Genomic DNA, 22,934 nt, shown 5'->3' with positions numbered 1-22,934 from the left:
GTCAACTTTTCCATGCTGAGGCCAGCACTGTCAGGAGAACGCACTCGGCAAAACTGGCCGTTGCTCCCAGCACGTCTCCTGTATATCCGCCGAGCAGTTTTCGGGCGACGGCGCGAACTCCAAGCATTGTGCATAGTACGGCAAGAAGAGTTTGGAGGCCCAGTTGTGCGGGAAGGCAAATCACTGTCACGCAAAAGCCGGAAAACAACGTGCCCAGCAGCTGATCCCGCGTCAGACTGGAGAGCTGCTTTGCCAGCCCGTTGTCACGCGCAGGCTTTGTGATGAACGTCAGGAGTGGGAGTACTGCGCGGGAGAGCGCTCCCGTGACAGCCATTGCCGGCAAGATCATTGCATTAGGCAGCGCTGCTAATGTCGTAATGCGGATAATCAAGCTGATGCCCAGAGCCAGCGCACCATAGCTGCCGATACGACTATCGCGCATGATGGTCAGGCGCTTCTCAGGAGTATGGCCGCCACCACATCCGTCCGCCATATCCGCCAGTCCGTCTTCGTGCAGGCCTCCGGTTAAGAGAACTTGTAGGCCGACGCTCCAGGCTGCCGCTACCAGAGGGGGAACACTCAAGGCGCTCAGCAGCAAGAACATTGATGCGCTGAGAATACCGACAAGCGCCCCAATTAGGGGCCAGCACCAGACAGACCGCGCCAGAGACCAGTCCTGTCCGCTGACGCGCAGCCATCCCAAGGGAAGGCGGGTCAGCAGGCCCGCACCACAGGCGATGTCTTCTCGAATGGTGCGCCAAAGCCTCATTGAATGGAGACGTCTGATTGGGAAACGGCAGCCTCTGCGAACGTCGCCATACCGTTGTGGCAGGCCAATGCTGCTCTGAGGACGGGAATGGCAACCGCAGACCCAGATCCCTCTCCGAGGCGCAAGCCCAGGTCCAGTATTGGTTTCAGCCTGAGGGCATCTGCCAGCCTGCGGTGACCAGCTTCAGCGGAACAATGCGAGAGCTTTGTGTGGTCGAGTGCTGAGGCAGTCAGTTTGATCAATGGCAGCACGGCTGCGGTACAGACGAAGCCGTCAAGCAGAACCGGGATACGATGGTGTCTGGCGGCCAGAGCACTTCCCAATATGGCGGCCAGTTCGTAACCACCCAGACAACGTGCGGTATCCAAGGGGTCGCTAAGTGACGCCGCGTGCAGACACAGGGCCTCATCAATAACAGAAGCCTTGAGGTTAACGCCCGCCTGATCGAGACCCGTTCCACGTCCTGCCCAGTCCGCGCCAGTGCCTCCTAGAAGGGCAGCACAGAGTGCGGCGGAAGGGGTTGTGTTGCCGATGCCCATTTCGCCTGGGCAGAACAGATCCAGCATGGGGGATACAGCGGTGTATCCGACCGAGACCGCATCAAGGAACTCCTCTTCGCTCATAGCTGGGAAAGCTGTGAAATCTGCCGTGGCCGTTAGGTTTCGGACGGGAACAACAGCAAGGTCCGCACCAGCATTTCGGGCAAGCTGGTTGATTGCTGCGCCTCCACGCTGAAAATTTGACACCATCTGGGCCGTAACATCCGAAGGCCACGGAGATACGCCCCGGCGGACCACACCATGATTCCCTGCGAAAATTGTTATCTGAACGTGCTCTAGCCTTGGTTTCTGATGGCCTTGCCATTCACCGAGCCAAATGGATAGCTCTTCCAACCGCCCGAGGCTGCCGGGAGGTTTGGTCAGAGTTGCGTCTCGCTCCGCTATCAGGGCGGCGACTTTTGGGTCGGGGTCTGGAAGTGACAGGCAGGCAGTGCGAAGTTCTGCCATGCTGGCGAAAGGGGACTGACAGGACGAGGGCATGATGTGCGGTGGCATGACAGGTCTTTTGTGCTGTTATCAGGGACCATGCAAGAAGAAGGCGCAGGACACATTGTGGCACAGACCATCATGCAAACAGGACTACCGGATGTGTCACTGGTCCTCGGGGGCGCCAGGTCAGGAAAAAGCCGGATCGCTGAGGCCCTTATCACTGACCTTCCGGCGCCTTGGGTTTACCTCGCGACCGGTCGGGCTTTTGATGAGGAAATGCAGGCCAGGATAGATTTGCACCGTACCACCCGTGGGAACAAAGGGTGGCGTACAGTTGAAGAGCCATTTGATATCGCAGGTGTTTTACAGGCCGAGCAGCGCGCGCCGGTCCTGGTTGATTGCCTGACTTTATGGCTGACAAATCTCATTCTGGAAGATCGTAATATTCACACGGCGACGAAAGATCTTCTCGAGGCGTTGCAAACACGGAAAGGCCGGACCGTTCTTGTGGGCAACGAGGTAGGGCTCGGAATTGTCCCGGACAATGCCCTGGCGCGGCGTTTCCGCGATGAAGCGGGTCTTCTTCATCAGAAGATCGCCGCAGTCGCCGGAGAAGTGCTGTTCGTGGCGGCGGGTTTGTCTTTGAAAATGAAATGAGCCCATTTCCCGGACTTTGACACGCTTTCATCCCAGAGATAGGAGAGGGTTTGATGGTTCCTCTGAGAAGAGGATGAAAAGGGAAGCTGGTGCGGCCTTAGAAATAGGTCAAACCCGGCACTGCCCCCGCAACTGTGGACGGTTTTCTGTCCTGCCAGTCTTTCTTTCAGGAAAGGCAGCCACTGGATTTCGATCTGGGAAGGCCCGGTGGGAGAGGAGGTGCTAATGGCGCCTCAGCCGTGAGTCAGGAGACCTGCCATCTGAGCCAAGTGTCATGATCCGGCGGGGTGCCCGGACCGTGAGGGCGCGCCATCATGTGCGTGTCACTTTCGCGACTGCGAAGGCCTTTAATCGCGCCTTTTGTTATGCCGTTGTGCCTGCAAGAGAGACGAAACCATGGCAGATACCCTGCCTTATCCTGAAACGGGCCAATCATCCGTTTCGCCAGTTTTCCACGTCTGTGTGACGTGTCGTCGCGGTCTACCGGTTGGGAATGACCCTGTTCAGGGGCGACAGCTCTACGATGCCTTGCTTGACCAGGCTGCTGAAGGCGATTTCAGCGTCCAGCCCGTTGAATGTATGGCAGCCTGTAGCCGAGGCTGTATTGCCACGCTTTCCATGCCGGAAAAATGGACTTTTGTTCTAGGTGAACTTGGTCCGGAAAAGCTGTCTGACCTGCTGGCTTACCTTCAGCTTTACCGAGCATCGAAAACTGGAACAGTGATGCCGTCAAAGCGACCCGCATCGCTTTCTGATATGGTTATCGCCCGTCTTCCATCTTCATTGTCTGCTTCACAGGAACTTTCATGATGTCCCAGACTGTTTCAGGCTCCGGTCGCAAGATTCCGGTTACGATCATCACGGGTTTTCTGGGGGCAGGGAAAACAACCCTTCTGCGAAATCTTCTCGCACAGGCTGATGGGCGCCGTATTGCAATCGTCGTGAACGAGTTCGGTTCGCTTGGGATTGATGGTGAAATTCTGCGGTCCTGCGGGATCGAAGGTTGCGCTGACGAGGATATCGTCGAACTCACCAACGGGTGCCTCTGCTGCACGGTTGCAGACGACTTCATTCCGACCATGGAGGCTCTGATCGATCGTCCTGATCCGCCAGAGCACATCGTGATCGAGACATCTGGCCTTGCGCTACCCAAGCCTCTTCTCAAGGCATTCAGCTGGCCCGGGATCCGTACTCGCATGACCGTTGATGGTGTGATTACGCTGGTGGATGCACCCGCTGTCGCCGCGGGTCGCTTTGCGGACGATCCGGAAGCTGTTGCTGCACAGCAGGCTGCTGACCCTTCTCTGGATCATGATAATCCGTTGGCTGAAGTCTATGAAGATCAGTTGAATGCGGCGGATCTTATTGTTCTGAACAAGACTGATCTTCTGGACGAAGCCGGGATTGATGCGGTTGAAAAGGGCATTACGGAGGCTGTGCCGCGGAAAGTTATCACGCTGCGCGCAGTAGAGGGACGACTGGACCCCGCTGTTCTGCTGGGAATTGGTGCCGGTGCCGAAGACGACCTTCAAGCGCGCCCGTCCAATCATGATGGCGCAGATGACCACGAACATGATGACTTCGAGAGCTTCGTCGTGGTCCTTCCAGAGCAGAAAAGTGCTGAAGCATTACTCAAGCGCTTGAGTGAGGTTGCGGGGCAATTCGATATCCTCCGTATGAAAGGCTTTGCAGCCGTGCAGGGCAAGAAAATGCGATTGGCCGTGCAGGGTGTCGGGACCCGTTTCCGTCATGAATTTGATGTGCCTCTCGCAGATGCAGGCCGGGACGGGCGTCTCGTCGTAATTGGCCAGACAGGCCTGGATCGCGCAGCCATCGAAGCCGCATTGCTGGCGGACTGACCTGATGCATCTGCTTGTCCGGGAACGACACGGAATAGACGATCAGGACGTGGCCGAGGATCTCGGTCATGCGCCTGCTGATGTCGTGTTTCTATCATTCTCGGATAGCGATCTTCTGGCGCTTGAGCGGGCGTACTCTAATCTTAATGAGCAGACCCCAAACGGCGCAGGTTTTTCGCTGCGGTTGGTCAATCTTGCTCGCCTCCGACACCCCATGTCGGTCGATTTATACGTTGAGCAGACCATAGCATCGTCCCGATGCGTCATCGCACGGCTTCTGGGTGGTGTGGATTACTGGCGCTATGGGGCGGAAGAATTTCAGAATTTTTGTGGCAGGAACACCATCCCACTGGCTTTGTTGCCCGGAGATGCCCGCCAGGATGCACGGCTTGAAGAGTGGTCAAGCGTCGAAGCAGAAAACCATTCCAGACTCACGGGGTTTCTGAGGGAAGGTGGTCCTGAGAATGCGCGTCGTGCCCTTTTGCTCATGGCTCATCTTGCCGGACATGGAGATGACGTCTCAGGGCAGCCCGCAGCGCTTCCGCCAGCTGGAATTTATTGCCAGACGACAGCGGATTTTCCTTTAAGAGCCACAATCGTTTTCTACCGCGCTCACCTTCTGGCTGCCGATACAGCAGCGATTGACGGTCTTGCCGATGAACTGGAAAAGTCCGGGGTCGCGACAGATGTTCTATATGTCGCATCGCTGAAGAACCCGGATGTTGCCGAGTGGATTCAGAACCGCCTGATTGAAACTCCGCCAGACATTATTCTGAACGCGACTTTCTTTTCTGCGCGCGGAAAAGAAGGGGCATCTCCTCTTGATATTGCTGCTGTTCCGGTTCTTCAAATTTTGCAGCCTGGTGTGACAGCCTCGGCATGGGCTGAGAGCGGACGCGGCCTGTCGCAGTCCGACCTCGCCATGCAGGTCGTTTTGCCAGAACTTGATGGGCGGATTTCTTCGTCTCCGATCTCCTTCAAATCCGAAACAGTTCCGGGGGATGCGGCAAGGCATATGCCCTTTCAACAGGGTATTGCCGCTGCCGCAGAGCAGGCTCTCGCATGGGCAAGGCTTAAAAAAACGCCTCCGCGCGAGAAGCGTCTTGCGATCGTCCTTTCTGATTATCCCGGTGCGGATGGACAGACTGCACACGCCGTCGGGTTAGATACTTTTGCCAGCCTTGAATCCATCCTTCATGGGTTGAAACAGGCAGGCTATGACTGTGGAACTGAGAAAATTCCCGCTAGTAGGGCGTTGGTGGAGGCTTTGTGTGAAGACCTGCCACAGCCCTGTTTGCCTCTGGACGATTATAACGAACTCTTTGCGCGCTTGCCCGCTCCCTTCCGGGACGCTGTGACGCAGAGTTGGGGCACCTCTGCGGAAGACCCCGTCGTTCAGGACGGTTCATTTTGCCTTAAATTCGTGGCGCTGGGTAACATCGTAGTCGCTGTCCAGCCCGATCGCGGGAGCGCGCAGGATCGTAAAGCCCAATACCACGACCCTGATACACCCCCACGCCATGCCTATATCGCGTTCCACCTCTGGCTACGTCATGTCTGCCAGACAGATGCCATGGTTCATCTTGGAACGCATGGCACGCTCGAATGGCTGCCCGGCAAAGCTGTAGCGCTTTCCAATCAGTGCGCTCCCGCCGTTCTTCGTGGCGCTTTGCCGGTTCTTTATCCTTTTATCGTCAACAATCCGGGAGAAGCAGCCTCGGCGAAACGTCGTCTCGGCGCAGTCACCATCGGACATATGACACCGCCTGTTATGAAGGCCGGACTTGATCCGGACATGGCAGAGCTGGAACAACTGATCGACGAGTTTGCAGAGGCGGATGGTCTGGACAGGCGGCGTGGCGCCATTCTGAAGCGTAATATTCTGGACCGAGCCACGCGCATGGGGCTTTTGAGCGAAAGTGGCGTCAAAGCGGGGGAAGGCGACGAAGCAGAGGCTCTGGCGCGGCTGGATGCTTATCTATGTGATGTGAAGGACCTTCAGATCCGTGATGGTCTGCATGTTTTCGGTCAAGTAGCACCACATGCCGAAAAATTAGCCGAAATGGTGTCTTGTGTCGCACAGGTGCCGCAGCAAACGGTTGCTACTCTGATCGAAGCCAGCGCAGATGCGGAAATGAAGGCACTTCTGGCCGGGCTGGAGGGACTGTTCATTCAACCCGGTCCGTCTGGTGCGCCGACACGTGGGCGAGTAGACGTTCTGCCGACTGGCCGCAATCTTTTCACGCTTGATCCGAGAGCTGTTCCCACGGCTTCTGCTGTGGAGCTGGCCCGAACGCAGGCAAAGCAGATCCTTCTGTGTCACTTGCAGAACGAGGGCGAGCCGCTTCAAACCATCGTTATAGATCTGTGGGGTTCCTCCACCCTGCGCACGGGGGGGGAGGATCTGGCACTGGCTCTGATCCTGATGGGAGTTGACCCCACGTGGGATGCGTCGAGCGGTCGTGTATCAGGATTTGAAATTACACCGCTGGCTCTTCTCGATCGTCCGCGTGTCGACGTGACACTTCGAATTTCAGGATTGTTCCGGGACGCTTTTCCGGCACAGATTTCTCTTTTCGATCAGGTGGTTGAAGCTGTTTCCTGTTTGGAGGAAGGCGAGGAATGGAACCCGTTGTCTGCTCGTGTGAGAAATCTGGAGGGTGAGGCCCGAAAAATTGCTGGAGCGCGGATTTTTGGTGCAGCGCCCGGTACGTACGGGACAGGCATTGAAGACGCTCTCACGCGGAGTAACTGGGAAGACCGGTCTGAGCTTGGCCAGTCCTATCTGGACGGCAACGACTGGATGTATGGTGGCGGCCGTGACGGGACACGTAGCAGCGCAGCACTGGCCCAAAATCTGGCACGGGCAGACGCAATCCTGCATGTGCAGGACCACGCAGAAACGGATATTCTCGAAAGCCCGGATTTTGCTGCTCATGAAGGTGGGCTTGCAGCGGCGGCGGCTCTGCTAGGGGCCGATCCCGTCCTTTGGCATGGCGATACGTCCCATGCGGACGCGCCCCGTCTTCGGAGAGTCGAAGACGAAGTGAAGCGCATCGTTCGAGGGCGTCTGGCCAATCCCCGTTGGCTGGCAGGGATGCAGCGGCATGACTATCAGGGAGGTGCCGAAATTGCCCGGGGACTGGACGCCCTCTGCGCTTTCGCCGCGACCCTTTCTGTTCGGTTTGATCAACAGTTTGACTTGGTATTTGCCGCAACGCTTGGCGATGACACCTGTGATACTTTCCTGAAAAGCGCTAACCCTCAGGCACGTCAGGCAATGCGCACGCGGTTCCAGGATATGATCCGTCGAGGCCTCTGGCACCCACGCCTGAATAGCGTTTCTGCGGTGTTGGAGAGCGGGAGCGAATGACAGTTCCCTCCCTTGTTCGCGGCTGGTGTCCGGATATGTTCGCGCCGATGGAAGCGCGAGATGGATTGCTGGTTCGCGTCCGTTCTCCGCTCGGTGGTTTTGATGGGCCACAAGTGCTGGCTATTGCAGAACTGGCACGACGTTTCGGAAACGGCGTTGTTGAACTGACCAATCGTGGCAACGTGCAGCTACGGGGATTTTCTTCGACGAGTGCAAAGCTCGCGTTAGAAAGCGCACTGGCGGAGGGGCTTGTAGATCCTGATCCAGCGAAAGAGCGCCGAAGGGCCATTCTGGTTTCACCCCTTGCGGGCTTGGACCCTAAATGCGACCCGGGAACGTTGGACGTCGCCCAATCGCTTCAGACGGCGCTTCTTGAAGAAGACGTGTTGTCGGGGCTGAGTGGCAAGTTCGGTTGGGTCGTTGATGGCGGCGGGTATGTTCCAGAGGGCACGTTATCAGCGGATATTGCCCTTCAGTCCCGCCCGGATGGATGGTCAGTTGTCTGTGGTGCTATGGCAACCGAAGCTCTTGAGAACGATGCGGCTGTTAGCGCAGCCGTGATGTTGTCCCGGGTCTGTGCAGAAAGTTCTGACCTTGGGCGGCCATCGCGAGACACTGCGGCCGCAGCTTTCGCCCTCTCGAAGGCGAGGCTAGAGGGAATTCCGTGCAAACGGCAGGGTACTCGTCCGGTATCTCTCATAGGGCCACTGCCGGGGCAAGTCATGGGTGTTGGCCTGCCATTCGGCCGATGCCATGCTAAAGATTTTGAGGTTCTTGCCGAACTTACCGGGACATCACGGCTGCGGGTCACACCTTGGCGTAGTGTCCTCCTGCCGCAGCAGGACGGAACATGGCCCGGCTTCATCACCAGTTCGGTAGATCCATTGTTGCGAGTGGAAGCCTGTATTGGCCGTTCCGGGTGTGCGAAAGCCACCGCAGATGTTGTCGAGACAGCCTCGGCTCTGGCATCTGATGTGCCGCCCGGCTGTGTGCTGCATGTTTCAGGCTGCATAAAGGGGTGTGCGCATCCCCGTGCGGCAGATATGACGCTTGTTGCTGATGACGGGCATTATGAGGTTGTGCGCAATGGGCGCACAACAGACACGCCATCATGGCACGACATGGATATTCCGCAGATACGGACCCTGTTGCGTCATGAATTGAAGGAGACACAGGTTTGAGCGCCGGACCCTCTTCCTACGACTATATTCGGGATGGCGCGGCCATTTATGCCCGGTCCTTCGCAACGATCCGTGCAGAGGCCGATTTGTCGGGTTTTACGCCTGAACAGTCCAAGATTGCAGTGCGCATTATCCATGCATGCGGAATGGTGGAGGTCGCAGGATCAGTCGCCATGACGTCTGATCTTGTTAGCAAAGCGCGTGCAGCGTTGCAGGCGGGTAAGCCAATCCTGTGTGATTCCGAGATGGTCGCCCATGGTGTCACGCGCGCCCGGTTGCCAGCCAATAATGCCGTTATCTGCACGTTGCGCGATGAACGGACGCCAGATCTTGCCAGACAAATTGGCAATACGCGCTCTGCCGCAGCTCTTGATCTTTGGGGCGATCAGATTGAAGGGGCTGTTGTAGCGATCGGCAACGCCCCGACAGCGCTTTTTCACCTTCTCGAGCTCATTGATGCAGGTGGCCCGCGCCCCGCAGCAATTATCGGTATGCCTGTTGGTTTTGTGGGAGCCGCAGAGTCCAAGGACGCACTGGCAGCTCGCCCTGACCTTGCGCATGTCATCGTACGTGGCCGGCTGGGCGGAAGCGCCATGGCTGCCGCGGCCCTGAACGCCCTTGCCAGCGAGGCAGAATGACAGCTGCAACAGTTTACGTCGTCGGCGTAGGGCCGGGTGATCCGGAACTTATGACGCTCAAGGCAGCGCGGGTCATTTCAACAGCTCCCGTCATCGCCTATTTCTGCCGTCATGACAAAATGGGTCATGCGCGGAAAATCGCTGACACGCACATTACGCCGGGCACGAAAGAGCTGCGTTTTGCGTACCCCTTTACGACGGAGCGCCTTGTTAATGATCCGTCCTATCATCCTGATATGTCGTCATTTTACGATGAGTGTGCAACGCAGATTGCCGTCGAAATAGAGGCTGGCCGGAGCGTTGCTCTTCTTTGTGAGGGTGATCCGTTTCTGTATGGTTCCGCCATGTATGTGTTTGATCGGCTTGAGCCTGTCGGACCTTGTGAAGTCATTCCCGGAATCACAGGAATGAGTGGATGCTGGACGCAGGCGGCACTCCCCATGACGCATGGTGATGATGTCTTGTGCGTCCTGCCTGCCACTATGCCGGAAGATGATCTTGCTCAGTGGCTGGAGCAGGCTGATGCAGCCGTTGTGATGAAACTGGGACGCAATCTTCCAAAGCTGCGCACAGCGCTGGAACGTGCGGGGCGATTGCAGGATGCCGTTTATGTGGAGCGGGGAACCCAGGAAGAGGCCCGTGTTCTGCCACTGAATGACATGGACGGTGCGGCTCCTTATTTCTCTCTGGCGTTGTTGCCAGGGCGCCGGGGTGTCCGGTGAGCCGGATCTTCGTTATCGGTCTCGGGCCGGGAAAGCCCAGCCAGAGAACGCCTGAGGCTCAAGAGGCACTTGCTCAGGCAACAGATGTCATAGGATATGGCCCATACGTGGATCGTGTGGATTTGCCAGCGCATATCACTCGCCATCCATCGGATAATCGTGTCGAACTGGATCGCGCTCGCCATGCTCTTGAGCTTGCGGAGCAGGGGCGTTGTGTGGCGATCGTGTCAGGCGGGGATGCGGGCGTGTTTGGCATGGCAAGCGCCCTGTTTGAAGCCATCGGTCACGAACCGGATCGATGGAGTGATATGAATGTCACGGTCATTCCCGGTGTTTCCGCCGTTCTGGCTGCCGCAGCCCGTATTGGCGCGCCCCTCGGAGGCGATTTCTGCGTCATGTCTCTGTCTGATAATCTCAAGCCTTGGGAGACGGTCTGCCGGCGTCTGACGTTGGCCGCGCAGGCGGGCTTCGTGATTGCGCTCTACAACCCCCGTTCAAAGGCACGTCCCTGGCAATTGGGCGAGGCTTTCGAAGTGCTGCGTCAGGAATTGTCTGGAACTGTGCCTGTGGCCTTCGCAAGGGCTATTGGAAGAATCGATGAACGGCTGCATCTGACGGATCTAGACCATGTTGACCCCGAACTGGTGGATATGAGTACACTTGTCCTGATCGGGACCACTCTGACACATCGCATCGAGCGGCCGGATGGACAGGCATGGCTTTATACGTCCCGGTCTGTGCCCGCGTGATAATGGCGGTCCAACCAGTCCAGCGCTTCGTCGACGGTCGTGACACTCTCCGCTGGCGGCAGCGTCGGGCGGTTAATCATGATAACGGGCAATTTCAACGCTCTGGCGGCAATCAGCTTGGCGGCCGTCGCATCAGCTCCAGCATTCTTGGTGACGAGAACCTGCACAGCATGGTCTCTCATGAGCGCGATTTCGTTGTCCACAGTGAACGGCGGCCGGGCAAGCAGAAGCGTGACGTTAGACGGCAGGGACAAGGGATCAGGCTGGTCGATACTGCGCAGCACGTAATGATGATGCGGAGCCTTCTGGAACGGCAGCAGGTCCTTGCGCCCCGTCGTCAGAAAGACAGTGCTCGCGGCCGCCCCCAGCGCTTCTACGGCGGCGTCAATATTGGGAACGAACGTCCAGTGGTCGTCAGGTTGGGCTTCCCAGCTAGGGCGGTCTATCCGCAGCAGAGGAAGGCCCATTCGCTCGCATGCCGTCACGGCGTGTCGGCTCATCTGTGCGGCGAACGGATGGGTCGCGTCCACAACCGCACCAATGTTCTCTGCGGCCAAGAACGTTTCCAACCCCGATATGCCGCCAAAACCGCCAATGCGCACAGGGATCCCGGGAAGAACTGGATTTTTCGTTACGCCAGCAAGAGAAAAGACTGGCTCGAAATCCTTTCTTTCCGCGAGATGTTGTGCCAGCTGGTTGGCCTCTGTCGTGCCGCCAAGGATCAGAACGCGCATGGATTTGGTTCCTTTGCCGGAGCAGGCCGATGAAGACCCCATGGCTGAGCGTTATCGGAATTGGCGAGGATGGTGTCGAGGGGCTTTCGTCTCTCGCACGTCAGATCGTTCGTCAGTCCGAGTTTGTGATTGGCGGTGAAAGGCATCTTGAACTGGCTGCGAGTTTGATCTCAGGGCAAGCTGAACCTTGGGGTTCACCGTTTTCGAGTGGAGTGCGTCGTGTTCTTGAGCGGCGTGGACAGCCCGTCACCGTCCTCGCATCCGGAGACCCGTTCTGCTTTGGTGTGGGGAGCACGTTGGCACGCCATATTCCGCCAGAGGAAATGCTCTGTGTGCCCGCGCCGTCTTCAATATCCTGGGCCTGCGGACGCCTTGGATGGGCTGAACAGGACGTGCGTGTCGTGTCGCTCTGTGGACGCCCGATTGAGATACTGGTTCCGTACCTTCATCGGACTATGCGGCTGATTGTTTTGTCAGAAGACGGTAGCACGCCGAGAAAAGTCAGTCAGTTTTTGACTGGGCGAGGCTTTGGACCCTCTCGCATTCATGTCATGGAACGGGTAGGCGGCCTCAATGAGCAGTCGCGTGTAATCGTGGCTTCGGACGGGCTCGAAGATGTCGATCCTCTGAACCTTATAGGAATTGAAATCGAGGCGGCTCCAGGGGCGAAGATGGTCCCGCTTTCCAGTGGTTTAGAGGACGGGCTGTTTGAGCATGACGGGCAGATTACCAAGCGTGAAATTCGTGCTGTCACGCTTTCAACATTAGCCCCCCATCCCGGAGAACTCCTTTGGGACATTGGTGGAGGGGCCGGGTCTGTCGCCATTGAGTGGATGCTTCATCACCCTGCCAATCGGGCCATCGTCATTGAGAAAAATCCACTTCGGGCGGCGAGAATAGCGAGAAATGCCCTGAAACTGGGTGTGCCGGGACTAAAGATTGTGGAAGGCATTGCGCCTGATGCTTTGCCTGAACTTGAAAGACCAGACGTCGTGTTCATAGGCGGAGGGCTGACACATGTGGATATTTTCACGCAGGCGAGAGCCGCACTTCCCGTTGGCGGACGTCTTGTTGCCAATGCTGTAACGCTGGAAGGTGAAGCGGTTCTATCCGCTCAATATACGCGCTATGGCGGGACGCTAACGCGGATCGGCGTTGAACGGCTGGATGCTGTCGGTGGGCTGCATGCTTTCCGGCCCGCCATGCGCGTGACGCAATATGCGACAGTGATTTCTGAGGACAGGTTATGATCGTCGCGGGTATCGGCTGTCGACCAAAAGTGGACGAACAATCCCTGCTGGACCTCATCATGCAGGTGACGTCTGGCCGCAGGTTCGATCGGCTTGCTGCTCCGGAGTTTAGAAAAGCGGAGCCAGCTATTCCAGAGCTAGCAAAACGTTTGAATGTTGAGCTTGTGTGGATTGATACGGAAAGCCTGACGGAGCGTCAGGTAGAGTGCGAAACCCATTCTGCAATTGCTTTTGAGAAGACGGGATTCAGCTCTGTGGCGGAGGCTTGCGCACTAGCTGGTGCTGGGCCAAAAAGCCGTTTGATCGTTATGCGGCAGAGTGGAAAAGACGTGACCTGTGCCCTTGCGCAGTCAGTTGAGACATGAGGAAAGAGAACGGATGACGGTTCATTTTATTGGTGCAGGACCGGGCGCCGCTGATCTTCTGACGCTGCGAGGCCGGGATCTTTTGGCCTCATGTAAAGTCTGTCTATATGCGGGGTCTATCGTCCCGGTGGAAATGCTGGAGCACTGCCCGCCAGATGCCCGCAAAGTGAACACGGCGCCGTTATCGCTGGACCAGATCGAGCAGGAATACATCCGGGCACACGCTGAAGGGCAGGACATCGCGCGTCTTCATTCTGGGGATCTGTCTATCTACAGCGCGGTTGCCGAACAGACGCGCCGCCTGGATAGGCTTGGTATTCCCTGGACCATGACGCCGGGAGTGCCCGCATTTGCGGCAGCAGCATCTGTCTTGGGGCGGGAACTTACTGTCCCGGAAGTTGCGCAGACCGTCGTGCTGACCCGCGTCAGTGGCCGAGCGTCTTCCATGCCAGCGCGTGAAACACTCTCAGCCTATGCTGCGACCGGCGCTACACTGGCCATTCATCTGGCAGTGCATGCGCTGGACCATATCGTTACGGAGTTGCTGCCCCATTACGGACCAGAATGCCCTGTGGCGGTGGTGGCACGCGCAAGCTGGCCGGACCAGATGACCATTCGCGCCACGCTTGGAACTCTTCTTGAAAAAGCTGCAGCTAACCCAATGGAGCGCACTGCTCTTGTTTTGGTTGGCCCCGCGCTTGCGGTCGATGAATTTCGGGAGAGCGCACTCTATGATCCGGACTATCAGCGCCGGTTCAGGTCTGGATCATCAGCCGGATGACTGCGTCCTACGCAGTTGCCTTGTCGGTCAAAAACCATAACGTCCAGAGCAATACTGCTGTCTTCCAGAACGCTGCTGGCGAACTGGTACGCCGCCTGTGCGATGTGATTGCCCAGCGGAATATTCTGCCCGGCAGCCAGAAGAAACGCCTCTGCGACCGTAGGGGAAACTGCAATAGCATCGGCCAATTCCGCGCTCGCGCCTGCCTGCGTTGCCAAGGCCCCCAGAGCCGACATATCTGCGGCCCCTCGCTTGGAATGCAGATCCATCCGGCCCTGAGCCAGCTTGGTCATCTTGGCGATGCCTCCGCCGATTGTAAGGCGAGGGACCGGGTGTCGACGAATATATTTCAGGACGCCACCTGCAAAGTCACCCATTTCGATCAGCGCTGTTTCAGGCAACCCGTAGAGCGCCTGAACAGCGCGTTCGGAAACATCTCCTGTGGTCGCGGCCAGATGTGGCAGGCTCAGCGCCCGCGCGACGTCGATCCCGCGATGAATGCTGTCAATCCAGGCAGAGCAGGAAAAAGGCACGACAATTCCCGTTGTGCCCAGAATGGACAACCCTCCGACAATGCCCAGCCGACTATTCAGGGTTTTTCTTGCCAGTGTAACGCCATTTTCAACGCTGATTGTGACCTCAGCGGAGGCACCCTGAAGAGCTACACGGATCATCTGACGGGGGACGGGATTAATGGCCGGTTCACCGGGTGGAAGGGAGAGACCGGGGCGCGTAATTGTTCCAACACCATCGCCCGCGCGAAAAATAATATCTTGCCCCTTAGGCAATTGGCGCACATCTGCGCGGATAAGGGCGCCGTGCGTGACATCGGGGTCGTCACCGGCATCCTTGACGACCGCTGCCCAGGCGCCCGTTTTGTTCATCCCATGAGCAGCCAGTGCAAACGCCGCCTGTTTGCCTCCCGGCAGCGTGATGGACACGGGATCAGGAAATGTTCCAGTCTGGAGCGCTATCCATGCAGCTTTGGCCGCCGCGGTCGCGCAGCTTCCGGTCGTCCAGCCATATCGCAGAGGGGAGCCTTGGGCAGTCATCGAAGACAGGATACGATATTTCATGCTGAAAGCGAGACATGCCATCGGAAAGGATCGCTGATATGACCCGCGCGATCATGATTGCCGCGCCTCGCTCGGGGGGAGGTAAAACGACGGCCACGCTTGGTATTCTGTCAGCTCTGAGGGCCAGAAATATCGAAATTCAGGCCGCAAAGACAGGCCCGGATTATATTGATCCAGCGTTTCATGAGGTTGTAACCGGGCGTTCCAGCTTGAACCTCGATAGCTGGGTGATGATGCCTGAGCTTCTCGAAAGCATGTTGGCGCATGCGGCTGAAGGTGCGGATCTTTTGGTCGTTGAATCTGCTATGGGGCTGTTCGACGGCTTGCTGGGACCCGCAGACGCGCGCGGTGCACCGTCCGATATTGCGGCTCGGTTTGGTATTCCGGTTATTCTTGTGCTGGATGTATCAGGGCAGGGTCAGTCTGCCGCGGCCATTGCTCACGGTTTCGCCACGCTCGATCCCGCTCTGCATGTTGCTGGTGTCATCCTCAACCAGGTTGCGTCCGCACGGCATCTGGCTATGGCCCGTGAGGCCATTCTGGCCGCAGGTATCCCCGTCCTGGGTGCATACATGCGGGACACCACTCTGAAACTTCCGGAGCGACATCTTGGCCTTGTGCAGGCACGGGAACAGGACACACTGAAAGATCTTCTTGCTAGCCTGCGGGAGAGGACGGAAGGTTCGCTTGACCTCGATGCCATCATGGCCGCGGCAGCACCTCTCGATATTGAGGATCATGGCTGTGTTGCCATAAGCCCTCCGGGACAAAGGATCGCGGTTGCGGATGACGCTGCATTTTCGTTCCTTTATGGGCATGTGGCGCAGAGTTGGAAAAATGCAGGAGCCGAACTTGTTCCGTTCTCTCCGCTGGCAGATCAAGGGCCTGCTGAAGACTGTGATGTCTGCTGGCTTCCCGGAGGATATCCGGAATTACATGCTGAACAACTGGCGGCATCCCGTCACTTTCAATCCCGTCTGGTGAAGTTCTCGGAGACACGACCAGTCCACGGAGAATGCGGAGGCTTCATGGCTCTGGGAGAGTTTCTGGAAGATGCAAACGGTGTGACGCATAAGATGGTGGGCCTTCTGGGGCACGGAACCAGTTTTGCGAAGCGTAAAATGAATCTGGGATATCGTGAGGCGATACTGGCAACAGACTGCGCGCTGGGGTCAAAAGGCAGTATCTTTCGGGGACATGAATTTCATTATGCCCGCGTGATCCAAGCCGGAACGGACGAGCCTCTCGCAACCTTGAGAGACGGCTACGGCAATGATCTTGGGATGGCTGGAGGTTGTCGTGGGCTGGTGTCCGGATCATTTTTTCACGTGATGGCACGTAGAGACAGGAAGTGAGCATGAACACCAACGATGATGCGGCCCGGCACCGGGAGAAAATGCAGAAACGCAAAGACGTGCAGGACAAGGAAGTCGCGTCAAAGACTGTCGAAAAGGGCGTTCTGGCGGTTAATACAGGCCCGGGGAAAGGTAAGTCTACCGCAGCCTTCGGCCTTGCGCTGCGTGCATTGGGCCATGGAAAGCGGGTTGTTGTCGTGCAGTTTATCAAGGGCGCCTGGGTGACAGGAGAGCGCGCTGCGTTGGAACGCTTTGACGATCTGGTAGAGTGGCACACGATGGGCGAGGGGTTCACCTGGGAAACGCAGGATCGCTCAAAGGATATTGCTGCCTGCGCCCGGGCGTGGGAGGTGGCGCAAGCGGCTCTGAAACGCGACGATGTCGCTCTTGTGGTTCTCGATGAACTGAATATCGCCCTGCGATACGATTATTTGCCCCTGGAGCAGGTTCTGGAAGACCTGAAAACGCGTCCTGGAATGCAGCATGTCGTCATAACTGGGCGTAATGCTAAACCAGCCCTTGTGGACGCTGCGGATCTGGTGACGGAAATGACGCTGGTAAAACATCATTTCAGTGCAGGTGTGAAAGCTCAGGCCGGGTTCGAATTCTGATGACGCAGCGGAAGGGGCCCAGGGCTCTCATGTTTCAGGGAACGGGCTCCAGCGTTGGGAAATCTGTGCTTGTTGCAGGGATTGCACGAGCCCTGACACGACGTGGCCTTACAGTGCGTCCGTTCAAGCCTCAGAACATGTCAAACAACGCCGCCGTGACCCGAGACGGAGGCGAAATTGGCCGCGCCCAGGCTCTTCAGGCTCGTGCCTGCGGGGTTCCGCCCACCGTGGACATGAATCCTGTGCTGTTGAAGCCACAGAGCGAGACAGGATCCCAGCTTGTGGTTCGAGGAAAAGTGCGAGGAACCGTGCGGGCCCGTGCTTATCAGGACGTTAAAACAATGCTTATGCCAGACGTGTTGTCCGCGTTTCGCACTTTGGCGGCAGAAGCTGATATCGTTTTGATTGAAGGGGCCGGATCGGCTTCAGAGGTCAATCTGCGGACAAACGACATTGCCAATATGGGTTTTGCCGAAGCCGCCGATGTGGACGTCGTGCTCATTGGTGATATCGACCGGGGGGGCGTGATTGCCAGCCTTGTGGGAACAAAAATGGTGCTGTCAGGGCAGGATGCAGGGCGGATCAAAGGGTTTATCGTAAACAAAATGCGTGGAGACGCTTCGCTTTTTACCGATGGCATGACCACTATTTCACGCCAGACGGGGTGGGAAAAGCTTGGTCTCGTCACACACTGTGCGCATGTTGGTGACCTTCCCGCTGAAGACGCATCTGATCTTGTGAACGAAACGCCAGTAGGCGACGGCTTACGGGTTGTCGTGCCGCAGCTACCCACGATCGCCAATTTCGATGATTTAGACCCCTTGCGATCTGATCCGGGCGTCACTCTGGAGATCGTGGCACCTGGTCGGCCCCTTCCAGTTTGTGACCTTGTGATCATACCAGGCTCGAAGGCAACTATTTCTGATCTGGCGTTTTTCAAAAAACAGGGATGGGACATTGACCTGAAGGCGCATACCCGCCGTGGCGGTCGTGTTCTTGGCATTTGCGGTGGATATCAAATGCTTGGAAAATCCATTGAGGACAAGGATGGGATCGAAGGCCCCCCGGGTCTCGTCGAGGGCTTGGGCTTGCTGGACGGGCAGACGGTTCTGACAAATGATAAGCGTTTGACAGAAGTGAGTGGATTACTGGTGCCGGAAGGGACCCCGCTCACTGGCTATGAAATTCATGTCGGGCGAACTGCTGGTCCTGATACTCAGAGGCCATTTGCAACGGTAGACGGTGAGCCTGAAGGTGCCGTTTCGCCTGACGGCCGTGTTTGGGGAACTTATCTACATGGGGTTCTGTCTGGTGGAAACGCGCGGAAAGCTCTTCTTTCACGCGTAGGGTGCGCCGGGCCTGACCTTCAGGATCATGATGAGCGGGTTGAGGCTGCGCTGGATGCCTGGGCGCACCATCTTGAAGCCTGCATTGATCTGGATGCGCTTCTTGCATTGGCCCGACCTGTCTGATCGTTCAAAGCCAGAACAGAAGGGTGAGCAGGCCCAGCACTGCTCCCTGAATGAAGCAGGCCCGACGGTAGAGGGTGAGAGCTCGCCAGAGGTCGTCAGCGGTTGCCGTGGCACGGCCGTCGCCCATCCATGAATCTTCGACCAGAATGCCGTTATAAACTCTGGGGCCAGCAAGCTTAAGGCCCAACGCACCTGCCATGGCGGCTTCCGGCCAACCGGCGTTTGGGGAGCGATGGTGGCCTGCATCTCGCCGAACTGCTCGAAATGCCTCAGTCGAGTTAGTACCGCGCATCGTGAGTGCTGCCAAAACCAGCCATAGAGCGGATAGACGGGAGGCGGGAAGGTTCACCAGATCATCCAACTTCGCAGAAGCCCACCCAAAGGCTTTGTGTCGAAGCGTGAGGTGACCGATCATGCTGTCTGCTGTGTTGATTGATTTGTAAGCGGTTGCGCCTGACAGGCCACAGAGGGCAGTCCAGAAAAGCGGCGCAACAACGCCATCGGAAAAATTCTCAGCCAGACTTTCAATAGCCGCGCGTACTACGCCCGCTTCGTCAAGTTGCTCAGGATCACGGCCAACAATCATGGAAACCGCTTTTCTGCCACCTGCCAGTCCCGCTGTCTGCAGGCCAGTGTGGACCGCTTGGACATGCTCCCACAGGGAACGTTGGGCAATCAGAGTGCTGGCCATAATTCCTTCCATCCCCCAGACAAGCAGAGGGGAAAACAGAAGGTGTATGCACTGAAGGGCCATGCAGACAACTAGGAGCGGAAAGCCAACGAGGATCGTCAGGCAGACTATTCCCCATAACCGTTGCCGGACAGCGCTATCCTGCGAGCGGTTGAGCGAACGATCCAGTCGCGCAATAAGGGCACCAATCCACATGACTGGATGGCCAATCTTGCGAAAAATCCAGTTCGGATAACCGAAAGCGGCTTCAATCGCACAGGCCAGACAGGCAACGGACAGTGTGTGGGACAGGAGGGAGAAAGTCATGGGCCTGTGTGTTTCATCCGGATGGCTTGATCTAGCATGATGCGATCGGTGCTGAAAAACATGCCGGTGCATGGGGGGCAGGTGCGGCAGGTGATGGCGCGCTTCCCGCAGGCCCCGAGGCCTTTCATAGACCTTTCCACGGGCATTAGTCCGTACGAATACCCTCTTTCTCCCGTAGAAATGTCCATGCTCACCCGGCTACCGGAAACAGCAGATGAGGCGGCGCTCCTAAAAGCAGCAGCGGCAGCTTACGGTGTGCCGACTGAAGACATGATTGTAGCGGGGCCGGGCACACAGTTGCTTATCGCCTTGTTGCCCTTGGTGCTGAAGGCAGAAAACGTCTTCATTTTCGGACCCACCTATTCTGGCCACGAACAGGCATGGAGAAACGCAGGGGTCAACGTGTCGATCGTGACGGATATTCAGGCTTTCAAAGCTGCCGCAGGGCAAGCGGGGGCTGTGTGCGTAGTCTGTAATCCGAATAATCCAGACGGTCGATGTCTGCCTGTCGAGACGCTTCTGGAACTCTCAAAGCGCTGTGCAGCCTCCGGTGGACGGTTAATCGTAGATGAGGCGTATGCGGATTTCGAGCACGAAAGTGCCGCTGCATCTTTCCCGCAAACCGGCCTTATGGTTTTGCGCTCTTTTGGGAAAACCTACGGATTGCCGGGCGTACGGCTTGGTTTCCTGATTGCGTCCAACGGAACGGCAGATCAAATGCGGAAGCTGATAGGGGATTGGGCGGTCAGCGCCCTGGCTCTGTCCGCAGGACGTCAGGCCCTGTCGGATAAGGACTGGCTGGGTAGAACGAAAGCCCGGTTGGAGCAGGACGCACAACGTCTTGCAAAAATCTTAAAACGGGCGGGTCTGACCATCAAAGGAAACACGCTTCTGTTCTGTCTGGTCAGTTCGGATGAGGCGGCTTCTCTATGGGCATTCCTCTGTGGATGCGGCATCGTAACCCGTGCTTTCCCGGAGCGCCCAACGGAACTGAGATTTGGTCTGCCGCGGGATAGTGCTGGTTGGGATCGTCTGGAACGCGCGCTTCAGGAATGGTCAAAGCACGTAAAATGAAGCTGTTCTGTTTTGCTCTCCCCCCATACCCATCTGTGAAGCGGAGCGTTTTCCCCGAGAGCGGTGAACAACGTAACACAGAGTGCCTGGAAGGGAGTTTTTGGCCAAAGTCCCTGCCCATCCTGACAGGGTGCAACTCTGATGCAGCATGGCTTGAGGCTCATTCCGAGTGTCCTGTTACCGTGGATGAGCGACTTAGGGGCCATGACTATGGTGATTGGTGCGGACAGAGCCTTAAAACCCTATCGCCAGTAAGTCTGGCACAATGGATGATGGACCCCGATTTTTCACCGCCGGCTGGTGAGAGCCGGACCAAAATGTATGCCCGTCTTGCCGGGTGGCTATCAGACATCAGGGAGGCGCAAAATCCCTTAATTTTGGGAGTGGACGCTGAGGTCGTGCGAGCCTTGACTTTGCTGGCCATGGGCCTGAATGCAGAAGCGGTGGAGAAGCTGGATATTCTTCCGCAGAGTTGGAGCGTCCTCTCTTTTTACAGGACGTGGCGGGTCCAGGCCGTGTCCGTTCCAAACAATAGAATAACGTTTGAAGTTATTTTCGGCTCAGAAAACGATCGTTAATCCAAGCGGCTGCGCCGACGGCAACAAGAATGGGCCCGAGAATAAAAAGTACCGCCACAAGGGTCACCAGAATAATAATACCAAAAGACATTTTATTTTCTCCTTATTCAGAACGGGAACTGTTACGTTCTGAATCACGTTTGCCATAGTTCCTGCGCATATTCGCCAAGTTTATGCTTCACGATAACCTCTGAAAAGGGGAATGATATGCGTTATTTTCTCATGATTCTACTGGGGGCTATCGTCACCCGTTTCTGGCTGCGGATAGCCTCTGTTCAAACTGTCCGGCGGGTCGCTGCACCCGTGCCGGCTCTTCCAACTCTATGATACTTATTTTTGTACGGCAGAGGCATAAGTCAGCCTGTAGAGCGAGCCGGAAAAATCGTCACTAACGAGAATGCTGCCGTCAGGCATTGGTTGAACATCTGCCGGGCGGCCAAAAGTCCGTCCGTTCCGCCGAAAACCCCAGATTAAGGGCTCTGGTTGCTGTGGATGGTCTGTACTATCAAATTTTACTGTAACGACCTGATACCCTGATGGAACGCTCCGGTTCCACGACCCATGTTCTGCAATCAGCAATGCACCATTTAAGGAACGTGACGCGGCAGGGCCTTCGTAAAATCGCAAACCTAATGCTGCGACATGGGCCCCTAGCTTCAGGACCGGCGGAGTAAACTCACCGCAGGAGTGGTCTGTTCCGTAATGGGGATCGGGGACATCTCCCTGATGGCAATACGGATAGCCGAAAGACTGTTGGGGCCGTGTAAGGGTGTTTAATTCGTCAGAAGGGACGTCATCGCCCATCATATCGCGGCCGTTATCCGTAAACCACAGGTCCTTTCCTGTTTTTCGCCATGCTAGACCAACTGAGTTGCGAATGCCGTAAGCCACGTCCTGCCTGTCGGTGCCGTCGGGCTTCAGGCTGATGATTTTTCCAAAATCACGCCCAACATCGCAGACGTTGCAGGGCGCCCCGATGGTCACGTAAAGCCTTCCATCTGGCCCGAAGGCGATAAACTTCCAAAAATGGTCACCGTCACTGAAGGGCAAATGATCTGTGATGACTTCCGGTTTGGGGGGATCATCCAGATGATCTTCGATATCTCTTAAAACCAGAAGTCTTTCTGGTTCAGCGATATAGAGATCTCCGTCGTGAAATGCGACGCCTGAAGGCGTCTCGAGGGCACTGGCGACAGTTCGGACCTGAACCGGTTTTCCGGGATTCCCAACACTGGAGACGGCATAGACCTTTCCGGGCCCCATCGAGCCAAGGAAAATAGTTCCCCTGTCTCCAAGGGCAATTTCCCGCGCACCACGGACATCAGCGGATACGATCTCTAGATGGAAGCCCCGAGCGACAGACAAATTTTTCGTGGAGGGAGCACCCCATGCTGACGGGACAACGCATGAACCTATTATTGAGACGAGCAGAAGCTTCCGGAGCATGACGCACCTCATTAATGGGGCAGTTCTTGAAGAACAGCGCCGTTCATAGCAAACGGATGAGGGGAACAGAGGTTTTTAGCTAAAGCCCACCTTCTTTCGTGCGCTTATCAGAAAATGTGATGTCACGAAGCATGTCTGGCAGCGGGTTCACCTTATCCTTCCCTGGTTCTCATGCGTTAGCGCCCCAGTTGCTTAATGTACGCAATCTGTCCTGTTCACTGAAATGGCCATACCTCCAGAGAGCTGGTCACGGACAGT

22 protein-coding genes and 1 riboswitch are annotated in these 22,934 nt (G+C 56.8%); of the genes, 16 read left to right on the top strand and 6 right to left on the bottom strand.

Features of this window, described 5'->3' with window-relative positions; translation table 11 throughout:
- Position 1: 1 nt before the first annotated feature.
- Both cobS and cobT read right to left on the bottom strand, forming a co-directional pair.
- Positions 2-769: an adenosylcobinamide-GDP ribazoletransferase gene (gene cobS, locus JN414_RS11205; RefSeq protein ID WP_202207947.1), complete on the bottom strand. Its 768-nt coding sequence runs from the start codon at positions 767-769 to the stop codon at positions 2-4.
- A complete protein-coding gene (cobT, locus tag JN414_RS11200; RefSeq protein ID WP_237390008.1) occupies positions 766-1,824 on the bottom strand; it encodes a nicotinate-nucleotide--dimethylbenzimidazole phosphoribosyltransferase in 1,059 nt (352 codons plus the stop codon). The genes cobS and cobT overlap by 4 nt, the downstream gene beginning before the upstream one ends.
- Before the next feature lie 72 nt (positions 1,825-1,896).
- Between cobT and cobU the strand changes: the two genes are divergently transcribed.
- From cobU to cobJ, 8 genes are all read left to right on the top strand, one after another.
- Positions 1,897-2,415, top strand: a complete 519-nt coding sequence (cobU, locus tag JN414_RS11195; protein ID WP_202208020.1) for a bifunctional adenosylcobinamide kinase/adenosylcobinamide-phosphate guanylyltransferase — start codon at positions 1,897-1,899, stop codon at positions 2,413-2,415.
- Positions 2,416-2,452: 37 nt separating this feature from the next.
- Positions 2,453-2,691, top strand: a riboswitch (cobalamin riboswitch).
- A gap of 120 nt (positions 2,692-2,811) precedes the next feature.
- On the top strand, positions 2,812-3,225 hold the full coding sequence (locus JN414_RS11190) for a DUF1636 domain-containing protein (protein ID WP_202207946.1): 414 nt from the start codon (positions 2,812-2,814) through the stop codon (positions 3,223-3,225).
- Entirely contained in the window at positions 3,222-4,274 is a 1,053-nt protein-coding gene (gene cobW, locus JN414_RS11185; RefSeq protein WP_202207945.1) for a cobalamin biosynthesis protein CobW, read from the top strand. Before JN414_RS11190 ends, cobW begins: the two co-directional genes overlap by 4 nt.
- A gap of 4 nt (positions 4,275-4,278) precedes the next feature.
- Complete coding sequence (gene cobN, locus JN414_RS11180) at positions 4,279-7,647, top strand: cobaltochelatase subunit CobN (protein WP_202207944.1); 3,369 nt, start codon at positions 4,279-4,281, stop codon at positions 7,645-7,647.
- Entirely contained in the window at positions 7,644-8,828 is a 1,185-nt protein-coding gene (cobG, locus tag JN414_RS11175) for a precorrin-3B synthase (protein ID WP_202207943.1), read from the top strand. The genes cobN and cobG overlap by 4 nt, the downstream gene beginning before the upstream one ends.
- Positions 8,825-9,466, top strand: coding sequence for a precorrin-8X methylmutase (locus tag JN414_RS11170; protein WP_202207942.1), 642 nt, complete (start codon positions 8,825-8,827; stop codon positions 9,464-9,466). Before cobG ends, JN414_RS11170 begins: the two co-directional genes overlap by 4 nt.
- Positions 9,463-10,188, top strand: coding sequence for a precorrin-2 C(20)-methyltransferase (locus JN414_RS11165; RefSeq protein ID WP_202207941.1), 726 nt, complete (start codon positions 9,463-9,465; stop codon positions 10,186-10,188). The genes JN414_RS11170 and JN414_RS11165 overlap by 4 nt, the downstream gene beginning before the upstream one ends.
- On the top strand, positions 10,185-10,937 hold the full coding sequence (gene cobJ / locus JN414_RS11160; RefSeq protein WP_202207940.1) for a precorrin-3B C(17)-methyltransferase: 753 nt from the start codon (positions 10,185-10,187) through the stop codon (positions 10,935-10,937). Before JN414_RS11165 ends, cobJ begins: the two co-directional genes overlap by 4 nt.
- Here cobJ and JN414_RS11155 read toward each other — a convergent pair.
- On the bottom strand, positions 10,910-11,671 hold the full coding sequence (locus JN414_RS11155; RefSeq protein WP_202207939.1) for a cobalt-precorrin-6A reductase: 762 nt from the start codon (positions 11,669-11,671) through the stop codon (positions 10,910-10,912). The genes cobJ and JN414_RS11155 overlap by 28 nt on opposite strands.
- Before the next feature lie 29 nt (positions 11,672-11,700).
- On the opposite strand from JN414_RS11155, the gene cbiE reads away from it, so the two are divergent.
- The 3 genes from cbiE to cobM are packed head-to-tail and all read left to right on the top strand — an operon-like array spanning position 11,701 to position 14,067.
- A complete protein-coding gene (cbiE, locus tag JN414_RS11150; RefSeq protein WP_202207938.1) occupies positions 11,701-12,921 on the top strand; it encodes a precorrin-6y C5,15-methyltransferase (decarboxylating) subunit CbiE in 1,221 nt (406 codons plus the stop codon).
- Entirely contained in the window at positions 12,918-13,286 is a 369-nt protein-coding gene (locus JN414_RS11145) for a cobalamin biosynthesis protein (protein ID WP_202207937.1), read from the top strand. Before cbiE ends, JN414_RS11145 begins: the two co-directional genes overlap by 4 nt.
- 13 nt (positions 13,287-13,299) lie before the next feature.
- On the top strand, positions 13,300-14,067 hold the full coding sequence (gene cobM, locus JN414_RS11140; protein ID WP_202207936.1) for a precorrin-4 C(11)-methyltransferase: 768 nt from the start codon (positions 13,300-13,302) through the stop codon (positions 14,065-14,067).
- Here the strand turns inward: cobM and JN414_RS11135 are convergent.
- Positions 14,031-15,119: a cobalt-precorrin-5B (C(1))-methyltransferase gene (locus tag JN414_RS11135; protein ID WP_202208019.1), complete on the bottom strand. Its 1,089-nt coding sequence runs from the start codon at positions 15,117-15,119 to the stop codon at positions 14,031-14,033. The genes cobM and JN414_RS11135 overlap by 37 nt on opposite strands.
- 62 nt (positions 15,120-15,181) lie before the next feature.
- Here JN414_RS11135 and JN414_RS11130 point away from each other — a divergent pair, with 62 nt between their 5' ends.
- From JN414_RS11130 to JN414_RS11120, 3 genes are read left to right on the top strand one after another with little or no spacing between them, the layout of a single operon-like run.
- Positions 15,182-16,498: a cobyrinate a,c-diamide synthase gene (locus JN414_RS11130; RefSeq protein ID WP_202207935.1), complete on the top strand. Its 1,317-nt coding sequence runs from the start codon at positions 15,182-15,184 to the stop codon at positions 16,496-16,498.
- Between the two features lie 2 nt (positions 16,499-16,500).
- Complete coding sequence (gene cobO, locus JN414_RS11125; protein ID WP_202207934.1) at positions 16,501-17,109, top strand: cob(I)yrinic acid a,c-diamide adenosyltransferase; 609 nt, start codon at positions 16,501-16,503, stop codon at positions 17,107-17,109.
- Between the two features lie 29 nt (positions 17,110-17,138).
- Complete coding sequence (locus JN414_RS11120) at positions 17,139-18,581, top strand: cobyric acid synthase (RefSeq protein ID WP_202207933.1); 1,443 nt, start codon at positions 17,139-17,141, stop codon at positions 18,579-18,581.
- Between the two features lie 4 nt (positions 18,582-18,585).
- Here the strand turns inward: JN414_RS11120 and cbiB are convergent, their stop codons facing one another.
- Positions 18,586-19,578: an adenosylcobinamide-phosphate synthase CbiB gene (gene cbiB, locus JN414_RS11115; RefSeq protein ID WP_202207932.1), complete on the bottom strand. Its 993-nt coding sequence runs from the start codon at positions 19,576-19,578 to the stop codon at positions 18,586-18,588.
- A gap of 36 nt (positions 19,579-19,614) precedes the next feature.
- Here cbiB and cobD point away from each other — a divergent pair, with 36 nt between their 5' ends.
- Entirely contained in the window at positions 19,615-20,652 is a 1,038-nt protein-coding gene (gene cobD, locus JN414_RS11110; protein ID WP_202207931.1) for a threonine-phosphate decarboxylase CobD, read from the top strand.
- Entirely contained in the window at positions 20,631-21,230 is a 600-nt protein-coding gene (locus JN414_RS17235; RefSeq protein ID WP_375781682.1) for a histidine phosphatase family protein, read from the top strand. Before cobD ends, JN414_RS17235 begins: the two co-directional genes overlap by 22 nt.
- A 330-nt stretch (positions 21,231-21,560) precedes the next feature.
- Here JN414_RS17235 and JN414_RS11100 read toward each other — a convergent pair whose 3' ends face one another.
- Positions 21,561-22,676, bottom strand: a complete 1,116-nt coding sequence (locus tag JN414_RS11100; RefSeq protein WP_202207929.1) for a sorbosone dehydrogenase family protein — start codon at positions 22,674-22,676, stop codon at positions 21,561-21,563.
- Positions 22,677-22,934 lie beyond the last annotated feature (258 nt).

It is taken from the genome of Gluconobacter sp. Gdi (assembly GCF_014132155.1).
Classification (GTDB): Bacteria; Pseudomonadota; Alphaproteobacteria; order Acetobacterales; family Acetobacteraceae; genus Gluconobacter.
This window is presented reverse-complemented; position numbering and strand designations above follow the sequence as displayed.